This is a genomic window from Pseudomonas sp. PDM32 (assembly GCF_019219225.1).
In the GTDB taxonomy this organism is placed as follows: Bacteria; Pseudomonadota; Gammaproteobacteria; order Pseudomonadales; family Pseudomonadaceae; genus Aquipseudomonas; species Aquipseudomonas laurylsulfatiphila.
In genome coordinates this window covers 38,242-50,726 of record NZ_JAHUWE010000015.1, presented here as the reverse complement: position 1 = coordinate 50,726, position 12,485 = coordinate 38,242, and the positions used below count along the sequence as shown (strand labels likewise).

The 12,485-nt window shown below is 60.4% G+C and carries 11 protein-coding genes; 3 read left to right on the top strand and 8 right to left on the bottom strand.

Translation table 11 applies throughout. The features are described 5' to 3' along the window. Nucleotides 1-98 precede the first annotated feature (98 nt). A complete protein-coding gene (gene mltF / locus KW846_RS25290) occupies nucleotides 99-1,559 on the top strand; it encodes a membrane-bound lytic murein transglycosylase MltF (protein WP_218485915.1) in 1,461 nt (486 codons plus the stop codon). Between the two features lie 83 nt (nucleotides 1,560-1,642). On the opposite strand, the gene pdxJ is transcribed toward mltF, so the two are convergent. The 8 genes from pdxJ to lptF form a co-directional block, all read right to left on the bottom strand. Further along, nucleotides 1,643-2,389 (bottom strand): pyridoxine 5'-phosphate synthase, encoded by a 747-nt coding sequence (pdxJ, locus tag KW846_RS25285; protein WP_218485914.1) that lies wholly within the window; start codon nucleotides 2,387-2,389, stop codon nucleotides 1,643-1,645. Nucleotides 2,390-2,439: 50 nt separating this feature from the next. Continuing rightward, complete coding sequence (recO, locus tag KW846_RS25280; RefSeq protein ID WP_218485913.1) at nucleotides 2,440-3,123, bottom strand: DNA repair protein RecO; 684 nt, start codon at nucleotides 3,121-3,123, stop codon at nucleotides 2,440-2,442. A 172-nt stretch (nucleotides 3,124-3,295) separates the two neighbouring features. Beyond that, entirely contained in the window at nucleotides 3,296-4,198 is a 903-nt protein-coding gene (era, locus tag KW846_RS25275) for a GTPase Era (protein WP_007973959.1), read from the bottom strand. After that, a complete protein-coding gene (gene rnc, locus KW846_RS25270) occupies nucleotides 4,191-4,880 on the bottom strand; it encodes a ribonuclease III (protein WP_007973960.1) in 690 nt (229 codons plus the stop codon). The genes era and rnc overlap by 8 nt, the downstream gene beginning before the upstream one ends. A 185-nt stretch (nucleotides 4,881-5,065) precedes the next feature. Further along, entirely contained in the window at nucleotides 5,066-5,920 is an 855-nt protein-coding gene (gene lepB / locus KW846_RS25265; RefSeq protein WP_008053222.1) for a signal peptidase I, read from the bottom strand. Between the two features lie 5 nt (nucleotides 5,921-5,925). Next, a complete protein-coding gene (gene lepA / locus KW846_RS25260; RefSeq protein WP_007973962.1) occupies nucleotides 5,926-7,725 on the bottom strand; it encodes a translation elongation factor 4 in 1,800 nt (599 codons plus the stop codon). A 171-nt stretch (nucleotides 7,726-7,896) separates the two neighbouring features. Then, nucleotides 7,897-8,958, bottom strand: coding sequence for an LPS export ABC transporter permease LptG (gene lptG, locus KW846_RS25255; RefSeq protein ID WP_218485912.1), 1,062 nt, complete (start codon nucleotides 8,956-8,958; stop codon nucleotides 7,897-7,899). Then, complete coding sequence (lptF, locus tag KW846_RS25250) at nucleotides 8,951-10,069, bottom strand: LPS export ABC transporter permease LptF (RefSeq protein ID WP_218476286.1); 1,119 nt, start codon at nucleotides 10,067-10,069, stop codon at nucleotides 8,951-8,953. Before lptF ends, lptG begins: the two co-directional genes overlap by 8 nt. Nucleotides 10,070-10,499: 430 nt before the next feature. Here lptF and KW846_RS25245 point away from each other — a divergent pair, with 430 nt between their 5' ends. Together KW846_RS25245 and KW846_RS25240 are read left to right on the top strand one after the other, a co-directional pair. Next, nucleotides 10,500-11,990 (top strand): leucyl aminopeptidase, encoded by a 1,491-nt coding sequence (locus KW846_RS25245; protein WP_218485984.1) that lies wholly within the window; start codon nucleotides 10,500-10,502, stop codon nucleotides 11,988-11,990. A gap of 60 nt (nucleotides 11,991-12,050) precedes the next feature. After that, nucleotides 12,051-12,479, top strand: coding sequence for a DNA polymerase III subunit chi (locus tag KW846_RS25240; protein ID WP_015093639.1), 429 nt, complete (start codon nucleotides 12,051-12,053; stop codon nucleotides 12,477-12,479). The last annotated feature ends 6 nt before the right edge of the window (nucleotides 12,480-12,485 follow it).

Genomic DNA, 12,485 nt, shown 5'->3' with positions numbered 1-12,485 from the left:
CCGTTCCTGCGGGGTTTCGGCCAGATTTGTGATCGCTAGCAGACAACCCCTTCACTGTCGAGATATGGCGCCCGCGGTCCTTTGCGTATACTGCGCAGATGTTTTTCCCAATGGCTTTGCGTCCGCGGTACGCCAAATGGCTGATCGCAATCGGACTCTTCCTGATGCTCGGTGCCTGTGTTGATAAACCCAACACGCTCGAGCGCGTAAAGGAGGATGGCGTGCTGCGGGTGGTTACCCGAAACAGCCCCGCCACCTACTTTCAGGATCGCAACGGTGAAACCGGCTTCGAATACGAGCTGGTGAAGCGCTTCGCCGACGATCTGGGGGTCGAGCTCAAGATCGAGACCGCCGACAACCTAGATGATCTGTTCAACCAGGTAGGCAAGCCCAACGGCCCGGTGCTGGCAGCGGCCGGCCTGGTCAGCAGCGAAGAACGCAAGAAGCAGGTGCGCTTCTCCCACTCCTATCTGGAAGTCACCCCGCAGGTCATCTACCGCAACGGCCAGTCACGGCCGACCGACGCCAAGGATCTGGTGGGCAAGAAGATCGTGGTGCTCAAGGGCAGCACCCACGCTGAACAACTGGCAAAGCTGAAAGAGAAATTTCCCGGCATCGAATACGAAGAGTCTGACGCAGTCGAGGTCGTCGATCTCCTGCGCATGGTCGACGAAGGTCAGATCGACCTGACGCTGGTCGACTCCAACGAAGTCGCGATGAACCAGGTGTACTTCACCAACATCCGGGTCGCCTTCGACCTCGGTGACGCCAGCAACCAGAGCTGGGCCGTAGGGCTGGGCGACGACAACAGCCTGCTCAACGAAATCAACGACTACCTCGACAAGGTCAAGAAAAACGGCACCCTGCAACGCCTCAAGGATCGTTACTACGGGCACGTCGACGTGCTCGGCTACATGGGCGCTACCACCTTTGCCCAACACTTGCAGCAACGCCTTCCCAAGTACGAACAGCACTTCAAGTCGTACGCCAAGAAAGAGAAAGTCGACTGGCGCCTGCTGGCGGCCATCGGCTATCAGGAATCCCTGTGGCAACCGGCCGTCACGTCCAAGACCGGAGTGCGCGGCCTGATGATGCTGACCCAGAACACCGCGCAGGCCATGGGCGTGTCCAACCGCCTCGATCCGAAACAAAGCATCATGGGCGGCGCCAAGTACCTGGCCTACATGAAGGACCAGCTCGACGACTCGATCCAGGAACCGGACCGCACCTGGTTTGCCCTGGCGGCCTACAACGTCGGCAGCGGCCATCTGGACGACGCGCGCAAACTGGCGGCCAAGGAAGGATTGAACCCGGACAAATGGCTGGACGTGAAGAAGATCCTGCCGCGCCTGTCCGAGAAGAAGTGGTACAGCAAGACCCGCTACGGCTACGCCCGCGGCGGCGAACCGGTGCATTTCGTGGCGAACATCCGTCGCTACTACGACATCCTGACCTGGGTAACCCAGCCGCAGCTTGAAGGCGACCAGGTCGCCGAGGGCAAACTGCTGGTTCCGGGGATCGACAAGAGCAAGCCGGCTCAAGAGCCAGCGCCGCTTTAAAGCAAAAGATCGCAGCCTTCGGCAGCTCCTACAGGGTTTTGTGTATACCTGTAGGAGCTGCCGAAGGCTGCGATCTTTTGATCTTAGCCCTTCAAGGCAGCCGCCAGAATCAGCGCCTTCACCTCCGACACCGCCGACTTGAAGCCAACGAACAACGCATGGGCCACCAGCGCATGCCCGATGTTCAGCTCATTGATGCCCTTGATCGCCGCCACGGCTTCAACGTTGTGATAATGCAGGCCATGCCCGGCGTTGACGATCAGGCCCTGGGCCAGGCCGAAGGCCACGCCATCGGCGACACGCTTGAGTTCTTCGGCGACTTCGGTCGGTGTCTCGGCATCGGCATAACGCCCGGTGTGCAGTTCGATGGCCGGGGCGCCAACACGGCGCGAGGCTTCGATCTGACGCTCGTCGGCGTCGATGAACAGCGACACTTCGGAGCCGATCTTCGACAAGCGCTCAACCGCCGCCTTGATCCGCGCTTCCTGCCCCGCCACATCCAGTCCGCCTTCGGTGGTCAGCTCCTGACGGGTTTCCGGCACCAGGCAAATGTGCGCCGGGCGGATGCGTTCGGCGAACTGCATCATTTCTTCGGTGATGCCCATTTCGAAGTTCATGCGGGTTTGCAGCACATCCTTGAGCACCAGAACGTCGCGCTCCTGAATGTGCCGGCGGTCTTCGCGCAGGTGCACGGTGATGCCGTCAGCGCCCGCCTCTTCCGCGTCCAGCGCTGCCTTGACCGGGTCCGGATAACGGGTGCCCCGGGCCTGACGCAGGGTGGCAACGTGGTCGATGTTCACGCCAAGAAGAATACGGGTGCTGGTGGTCACGGAAAGCGCTCCAGAAGAAGAGAAAGTTCGGTGCACAGCATACGGTGTGATCAGGGCTTGCGAAACAGCTCGCGACTGACAAGTGGACGGCCACCCAGGTGTACGGCCAACGCCTGGCGCATCAAGCGCTTGGCGGCAGACAGAGCGCCAGGGGCAGACCAGTCGGCCTCAGCCATGGCCAGCAGTTCGGCGCCGTTGAACAGACCCGGTTGCAGCAGGAAGACCCGCTCCAGCCCGGCATCCACTTGCAAACGGTAGAGGCCGTCCGGCGCGATGGGCTGATCGTGAATATCCGTCGTCAGGGAAAACCCGTAGCCGAGGTCATCGAGCAAGCGCCATTCGAAGGAGCGCAGCAAGGGCTCCAGGGGTCGGCCTTCGGCCAGGGCCAGCAAGGTGGCGGCGTAATGATCGAACACCGAGGGGAGCGGATCTTCGGCAGGCAACAGGCGAATCAGCAGTTCATTGAGGTAAAGACCGCTGAACAGCGCCTCGCCATTGAGCCAGGTGGAAACACCGGCACTTTCCATGCGCCCGACGTTCTTCAGCTCGCCCTTGCCCCGGAACTCGACTTCCAATGGCACGAATGGCCGCGCCAGCGTCCCGGCCTTGCCCCGCGCACTGCGCAACACCGCCCGCAGCCGGCCTTGCGGCGTCAGGAAATCCACCAGCGCGCTGTTTTCACGGTAGGCGCGGGAGTGCAGGACGTAGGCAGGTTGGGCGATGGGTTGGGACATGGAAATCGCAGATCTCAATGAAGAAACGCAGTTTTACAAACAGCCCAAAAACAATGTGGGAGCGGGCTTGCTCGCGAAGGCGGCGTAACAGCCAACATCACTGCTGAATGTTACATCCTCTTCGCGAGCAAGCCCGCTCCCACAGGGGATCGTTGTTGATCCGAAAAACGTATTACAGGTCGCCGTAACCCAACGAACGCAACGCACGCTCGTCATCGGACCAGCCGCCCTTAACCTTGACCCACAGGTTGAGCATGATCTTGGAGTCGAACAGCAGCTCCATGTCCTTGCGCGCTTCGGTGCCGATACGCTTGATGCGCTCGCCCTTGTCGCCAATGATGATTTTCTTCTGGCCATCGCGCTCGACGAGGATCAACGCATGGATGTGCAGGGTCTTGCCCTGCTGCTTGAACTCTTCGATCTCGACGGTGATCTGGTACGGCAGCTCGGCGCCCATCTGGCGCATGATTTTCTCGCGCACCAGCTCCGCGGCGAGGAAGCGGCTGCTGCGGTCGGTGATCTGGTCTTCCGGGAAGAAGTGATCGTTTTCCGGCAAGTGCTCGGCGATCACGCGCTCCAGCGCATCGAGGTTGTGCCCGTGTTGCGCGGAAATCGGGATGATCTGCGCATTCGGCAGCTGCTCCTGCAACCAGCTCAGGTGCGGCATTAGCTCGGCCTTGTCTTCGATGCGATCGGTCTTGTTCAGCGCCACGATCAGCGGGCCGGTCACGTACTGGACGCGCTCGAGCACCATCTGGTCCTCTTCGGTCCACTTGGTGCGGTCGACCACGAAGATCACCACGTCGACGTCTTTCAACGCCGCCGAAGCGGTCTTGTTCATGTAGCGGTTCAGGGCCTTCTCGCCACCCTTGTGCATACCGGGGGTGTCGACGTAGATCGCCTGCACGTCACCCTCGGTCTTGATACCGAGCATGTTGTGGCGGGTGGTTTGCGGCTTGCGCGAGGTGATCGCCAGCTTCTGACCCAGGATGTGGTTCAGCAGCGTGGACTTGCCCACGTTTGGACGGCCGACGATGGCAACATAGCCACAGCGCGTTGCGTTTGTATCAGTCATTGCCATTCTCCACACCCAGGGCAATCAGTGCTGCGGCGGCCGCTACCTGTTCGGCAATACGACGGCTCACACCCTGACCTCGGCTTTTTTCATTCAGTAAGATGATTTCGCATTCGACGAAGAACGTCCGGCAATGCGGCTCACCCTGGATATCCACCACCTCGTAACGCGGCAGCTCACAACCACGGGACTGCAGGAACTCTTGCAGGCGGGTCTTCGGATCTTTGTTGGTGTCGACCAGCGTCAGGCCTTCGAACTCTCCGGCCAGCCAGGCGAGCACACGCTCGCGGGCCACTTCCATGCCGGCATCGAGGTAGATCGCACCGATCAGCGCTTCGAGGGCATCGGCCAGAATCGACTCGCGACGGAAACCGCCGCTTTTCAGCTCGCCCGAGCCCAGGCGCAGGTACTCGCCCAGATCGAAACCACGGGCCAGTACGGCCAGGGTCTCACCTTTCACCAAGCGTGCGCGCAAACGCGACAACTGGCCTTCGCGGGCCAGCGGGAAACGCTCGAACAACGCCTCGCCGGCGACGAAGTTGAGGATGGCGTCACCGAGGAATTCCAGGCGTTCGTTGTTACGCCCGGCAAAACTGCGGTGAGTCAGGGCCAGGACCATCAGTTCCTGATCCTTGAAGGTGTAGCCGAGCTGACGCTCTAGACGGCTTAAGGAGACGCTCACGGTTTACCCACGCTGAGTTCGTGGTTCGATTGCACTGCCATCGCCGTGAGGCGGCGCAGGCTTGGGACAATTAACGCTGTGTTCAAAAATAACGTCCTGAATATCATTGGCTTCATGCTTTTTCCGTCACCTTCTTCAGGTTCCAGAAATGCATTCGGCGCTGTGTTCAACAGCGCCGTGTTTGATTACTTGATCAGGCCAACCCGCGAGAAATTCGGCAGGTGACTGAGTTTGGGTTCCGGCCAGCTCATCCAGACCGCGAAGGCCTTGCCGACGATATTCTTGTCGGGAACCATGCCCAGCAGATCCTTGGGAATGTTCGGGTCATCCCAGTAGCGACTGTCGTTCGAGTTGTCGCGGTTGTCGCCCATCATGAAGTAGTGCCCGGCCGGCACGGTCCACGAATGATCCGGCATGGCGCGGTAGCGACTCATCTCTTTACGGATCATGTGCTCGGCGGCACCGAGTTTTTCCTTGTAGAGCTCGGCGCTGCCCAGCGTGCCCGGCTCGGAGCCGACCAGTTGTTCGGCAATCGATTGACCGTTGACGAACAGACGCTTGTCGGCGGTGTAGCGAACCGTGTCGCCCGGCAAGCCAACCACACGCTTGATGTAGTTGACGTTCGGATCGCTCGGGTAGCGGAACACCATCACATCGCCGCGCTGCGGATCACCGACTTCGATGACTTTCTTGTCGATCACCGGCAAGCGGATCCCGTAGGAAAACTTGCTCACCAGGATGAAGTCGCCGACATCCAGGGTTGGCTTCATCGAACCGGAAGGAATCTGGAACGGTTCCACCAGGAACGAACGCAGCACCAGCACGATGAACAACACCGGGAAGAACGACTTGCCGTATTCGACCAGCAGCGGCTCTTTGTTCAGCTTCTCGACCACGACCATGTCAGGCTGGCTGACGCTGCCCTGATAGGAAGCGATGGCGGCACGCCGACGCGGGGCCAGGATCAACAGATCGAGCAACGCCAACAGGCCGCAGACAAATACGGCGATGACCAGCAACAGCGGGAAATTTAGTGACATAGGACCTAACTATCCAACCTGAGCACTGCAAGGAAGGCTTCCTGTGGAATTTCCACGTTGCCGACCTGCTTCATGCGTTTCTTACCGGCCTTTTGCTTTTCCAGCAGCTTTTTCTTACGGCTGACGTCACCACCGTAGCATTTGGCCAATACGTTCTTTCTGAGCGCCTTGACGGTTGTCCGCGCCACAATCTGACCGCCAATGGCGGCCTGGATTGCCACGTCGAACATCTGCCGCGGAATCAGATCCTTCATCTTCTCGGTCAACTGGCGACCTTTGTAGTGCGAATTGTCACGGTGCACGATCAGCGCCAGGGCGTCGACCTTGTCACCGTTGATCAGCACGTCCAGTTTCACCAGGCTGGCCGATTGGTAACGATCGAAATGGTAGTCCAGAGAAGCATAGCCGCGACTGGTGGATTTCAGGCGATCGAAGAAGTCCAGCACCACTTCGTTCATCGGCAAGTCGTAGGTCACTTGTACCTGAGAGCCGAGGAACAGCATGTCGACCTGTACACCGCGTTTTTCGATGCACAGGGTAATGACGTTGCCCAGGTGCTCTTGCGGCACAAGAATATTGGCACGCACGATCGGCTCGCGCATGTCTTCGATGGCAGACAGGTCCGGCAGCTTCGACGGGTTATCGACGTAGATCGTCTCGCCGGTCTTGAGCAGCAGCTCGAAGATTACCGTCGGCGCCGTGGTGATCAGGTCCAGGTTGTACTCGCGCTCCAGGCGCTCCTGGATGATTTCCATGTGCAGCATGCCGAGGAAGCCACAACGGAAGCCGAAGCCCAGTGCGTCGGAGCTTTCCGGCGTGTATTGCAGCGACGAATCGTTGAGGGTGAGCTTTTGCAGCGCCTCGCGGAAGTCTTCGAAGTCGTCGGAGCTGACCGGGAACAGGCCGGCGTACACCTGCGGCTGAATGCGCTTGAAGCCCGGCAGCACGTCGACGTCCGGCGTCGAGCTCAGGGTCAGGGTATCGCCCACTGGCGCACCGTGAATGTCCTTGATGCTGGCGATGATGAAGCCTACTTCGCCGGCCTTCAGGTCAACGGTCGGGGTGTGTTTCGGGTTGAATACACCGACGCTGTCCACCAGGTGGATCTTGCCGGTGGACTTGACCAGGATCTTGTCGCCCTTCTTCACGCGGCCGTGGCGCACGCGCACCAGGGAGACAACGCCCAGGTAGTTGTCGAACCAGGAGTCGATGATCAACGCTTGCAGCGGATCTTCGATGTTGCCGGTCGGCGCCGGAATGGTGGTCACCAGGCGCTCGAGCACTTCATCGACGCCCAGACCGGTCTTGGCAGAGCAAGTGACCGCGTCGGTGGCATCGATGCCGATGATTTTTTCGATTTCTTCCTTGACGCGCTCCGGATCGGCCTGTGGCAGGTCGATCTTGTTCAGCACCGGCATCACTTCCAGGCCCTGCTCGATCGCCGTGTAGCAGTTGGCAACCGACTGCGCTTCAACGCCCTGACCGGCGTCGACCACCAGCAGCGCGCCTTCACAGGCCGCCAGCGACCGGCTGACTTCGTAGGTGAAGTCGACGTGGCCGGGGGTGTCAATGAAGTTCAGCTGGTAGTTGATACCGTCTTTGGCTTTGTAATACAGAGTAACGCTGTGCGCCTTGATGGTGATCCCGCGCTCGCGCTCGAGGTCCATGGAGTCCAGGACCTGGGCTTCCATTTCGCGCTCGGCCAGGCCGCCACACATCTGGATGAAGCGATCGGCCAGCGTCGACTTGCCATGGTCAATGTGGGCGATGATGGAGAAATTGCGGATATGACTCAAATCACTCACGGATCAACACTCAAAAAGGCTGCAGGCATAGCCCGCCGAAAAATAGCCGGGAATTGTACCTGATCCACGGCACAAGCGTCACGTTCGCAGGTCAGACGGCACCTACAAAAACGCCCCGGTCTTGCGACAAGGGCGTTTTTGATCGTCAAAGCGCTCGAAAAAGGCCCGTCATCAACCGGCCCGGCGCAACAGCCAGAGCCCGGCCACGGCACAAATACCCGCCGGCACCAGCACCGAAAGCAAGGGGGGGAAGCCGAACACCTGGCTCGAAGGGCCCAGCAGATCCTGAACGATGCGGAAGGTGAAGCCCACCAGCACACCGGTGAACACCCGTTGCCCCAGGGTTACCGACCGCAGCGGACCAAAGATGAAGGAAATCGCCATCAACACCAGGGCGGCGGTCACCAGCGGTTGCAACACCTTGACCCAAAATGCCAGCCAGTAACGGCTGTTGTTCAACCCCTGGTCCGCCAGGTAGTGGATATAACCCCACAGACCGCTGATCGACAGCGACTCTGGCACCATGACCACGGTGCTCAGCAATTGCGGACTCAAGGCCACGCCCCAACGCTCGACCGGGGTCGACACCACTTCAGTGCTGCGCTCGTGGAACACCGTGGTCGTGACGTCCGTCAACTGCCAGTGATCCGTGTCGAACTCGGCGCGCTTGGCGAAGCTCGCCGACAGCATGTGTCGCTCGTTGTCGAAACGGTAGCGGGTCACGCCGTACAGAATGCCGTTAGGCTGCACCGAGTTGACGTGAATGAACTCATCGCCCTGGCGGTGCCACAAACCGTGCTTGGCGCTTTGTGCATCGCCGCTGCCCTGGGCCAGCGAGCGATTGGCCTGCGCGGCGGTTTCAGCGGGTGGAGCGACGTACTCGCCGATCAGCAAACCGGCCAGCATCAATACCAGCATCGGCTTCATGACCGCCCAGACGATCCGGCCGATTGACACACCGGCGGCGCGCATGATCGTCAATTCACTGTTGCTGGCCAGAGTGCCCAGGCCTATCAGGCAACCGATCAGCGCGGCCATCGGCAGCATTTCGTACATCCGGCGCGGCGCGGTCAACAACACATAACTCAGCGCATCGAGCAGGGTGTAGGTGTCGCTGACTTCACTCATCTCGTCGATGAAGGCAAACAGCGTCGCCAGACCAAGAATGATCCCGAGCACCGCCAGAATCGCCATGAACACGCTGCTACCAATGTAGCGATCCAGCTTAACCACGGGCCACCTCCAGCGCGCTGCGGCGACTCGCCCTCATCAAGCGCAAGGGTTCCCAATAGAGCAGACCCAGGCCAATGGCCAGGAAAATCCCGTGCACCCACCACAAACCCACCACTGCGGGGATCTTGCCCTTGTCGAGGGCACCACGGGCGGCAATCAGAATGGTCAGGTAAGCCATATAGAGAAGAATCGCCGGCAGCAATTTGAGGAATCGCCCCTGACGCGGGTTGACCCGCGACAGCGGCACCGCCATCAAGGTGACGATGAACACCAGCAATGGCAGCGAGATGCGCCATTGCAATTCGGCACGCATGCGAATGTCTTCACTGCCGATCAACGTACTGGTCGGCATCGCATCGCGGTCGGTGACTTCGTCGCTGACTTCCGGTTTTGGCAGCAACACACCGTATTCGTCGTACTTGATCGCCCGGTAGTCGGCCTGACCCGGACTGCCGTCATAGCGATAGCCGTTGTCCAGGATCAGGTAGCGGTTGCCATCCGGGCGAATTTCCTGACGCCCCTTTTCCGCCACCAGCACAGAAATGCCGCGATCCTTGTTGTTGGAACTGATGTTCTTTTGCGAGATGAACACGCCACCCAGGTTCACGCGATCATCCGACATGCGCTCGGTATAGGTGACCCGGGTGCCGTCACGCAGGGACTGGAAGCGCCCCGGCTCCAGGGTATCGAACTCGGTGAGGGCATCCTGTTTGTTCAGCAGCAGCTGAAACTGATTGGCTCCCTGTGGCGCCAGGCTCAGGCTCAGCCACGCGACGACGAGTGCAACCAGGGTGGCCGGAAACATCGTCATCCAGACCAGCCGCTGCTGGCTCATGCCGGTGGCCGAGAGCACGGTCATTTCGCTTTCGAGGTACATCCGCCCGTAGGACAACAGGATCCCGAGAAACAGCCCCAGCGGCAGGATCAGCTGGAGGAACCCCGGCATGCGAAAGCCCATGATCAGGAACAGCGAGCCCGGATCCAGCAGGCCCGAGGCGGCCTGGGCGAGGTATTTGATGAAACGACCGCTCATGATGATGACCAGCAGCACGGCGCTGACGGCGCTCAAGGTCAACAGGACTTCGCGGGACAGATAACGGAAGACGATCAAACCAGACACTCCAGGGTTGTCAGGCTAAGGCGGCCAAACAAGCAAACGTTTCGGACAACCCGCAAGACAGAGCCGCCGAAAAAAGATGGCGCATTATCCTGTGATTGGGTGCGCCTGTCACTGCGCAATGCATTGGGGTGCAGGGTGTAGGGGTGAGCTTGCTCCGGGCGGCGTTCCGACGATGGTCGTCAATGATAACGCGGGGAGCCTGAAGCCCCGCGGTGGTCTCGGGTTCTTCGCGAGCAGGCTCGCTCCTACAGGGCCGTCAATTCCATGAAGATCGTACAACCGAGGGTTGTCAGCCGCCGGTAGCGAGGTTCAAACTGCGGCCTTTGTCGCCGGTCGATCCTGGCGCCTTTCTTTTATAAGCAATCGACGCACATAAGGTGTCGGGCGCATGCGTGATAACCATCAATTCAGGGACCCGGACATGGAACTGGTTGTAAAAAGCGTCAACCCGGAAACGTTGAAGACCGCCACTCTCGTGGTCTCCGTCGGCGAAGGCCGTAAGCTCGGCGCCGTTGCCAAGCAACTCGACGAACTGAGCGGCGGCGCGATCAGCGCAGTGCTCAAGCGCGGCGACCTGGCCGGCAAGGTTGGCCAGAGCCTGTTGCTGCACAGCCTGCCGAACCTCAAGGCCGAACGTGTGCTGCTGGTGGGCATTGGCAAGGACGACGAACTGGGTGACCGCCCGTTCCGCAAGATCATCGCCGGCATCCTCAACACCCTGAAGGGCCTGGGCGGCAGCGACGCGGTACTGGCCCTCGACGAAATCATGGTCAAAGGCCGCGACAGCTATGGCAAGACCCGCCTGCTGGCCGAAACCCTGGTGGACGGCGAATACAGCTTCGAGCAGTTCAAGAGCCAGAAAGCCGAACCCCGCGCCCTGAAGAAAATTACCCTGCTGACCATCAAGGCCGCTCAGGCTGAAGTGCAACGCGCCGTGACCCACGCCACTGCCATCGCCAACGGCATGGCCTTTACCCGCAACCTGGGCAACCTGCCGCCGAACATCTGTCACCCGACCTTCCTCGGTGAGCAGGCGAAAGACCTGGGCAAGGAATTCAAGGATCTGAAAGTCGAAGTTCTCGACGAGAAGAAGATCAAGGCCCTGGGCATGGGTTCGTTCTACGCCGTAGGCCAGGGCAGCGCCCAGCCGCCACGCCTGATCGTCATGCAATACAACGGCGGCAAGAAATCCGAGAAGCCGTATGCGCTGGTCGGTAAAGGCATCACCTTCGACACCGGCGGCATCAGCCTCAAGCCAGGCGCCGGCATGGATGAAATGAAGTACGACATGGGCGGTGCTGCCAGCGTGTTCGGCACCCTGCGTGCCGTGCTGGAACTGAAGCTGCCGATCAACCTGGTGTGCATCCTGGCCTGCGCCGAGAACATGCCGAGCGGCAACGCTTCGCGCCCTGGCGACATTGTCACCACCATGAGCGGCCAGACCGTCGAAATCCTCAACACCGACGCCGAAGGCCGCCTGGTGCTGTGCGACGCCCTGACCTACTCCGAGCGCTTCAAGCCGCAAGCGGTCATCGACATCGCGACCCTGACCGGTGCCTGCGTGGTCGCCCTGGGTTCCCACACGTCGGGCCTGCTGGGCAACAACGACGAACTGATTGGCCAACTGCTGAGCGCCGGCAAGGCTGCCGACGACCGCGCCTGGCAACTGCCGCTGTTCGATGAGTACCAGGAACAGCTGGACAGCCCGTTCGCCGACATCGCCAACATTGGCGGCCCGAAAGCCGGCACCATCACCGCCGCCTGCTTCCTGTCGCGCTTCACCAAGAACCTGAACTGGGCGCACCTGGACATCGCCGGCACCGCTTGGACCAGCGGCGGCAAGGACAAGGGCGCCACTGGCCGTCCGGTTCCGTTGCTGACCCAATACCTGCTGGACCGCGCCAAAGCCTGAAACCAATGACCCTGGGGGGCATTGCTTTCGGGCAGTGCCCCCCAGGGCTCAGGAACCGCAATGACCAAAGTCGACTTCTATATCCTGCCCAGCGCCGATCCTTCGGCACGCCTGGATTTCGCCTGCAAGCTCACCGAAAAGGCCTGGCGCATGGGGCACCGTGTCTACCTGCATTGCAGCGACGCCGCCCAACGCAACGATCTCGACGCACGCCTCTGGACATTCAAGGGTGAAAGCTTCGTGCCCCACGGCCCCGCCGAAAACGAACCGGATGGCTTGATTGTCCTGGGTCTGGGTGACGATTGCGGTCAGCATCAGGACTTGCTGGTCAATCTCGACCTGAAAGTCCCGGCCTTCGCCCAGCGTTTCGCCCGCGTGGCGGAAGTGGTGGTGGAAGACCCGACGATTCGCCAGGCCGCGCGGGAGAGTTTCCGTTTCTACCGCGAACAGGGCTATCCTCTGCAAGATCACCGTTTACAGCGACTCTGAGCCTTC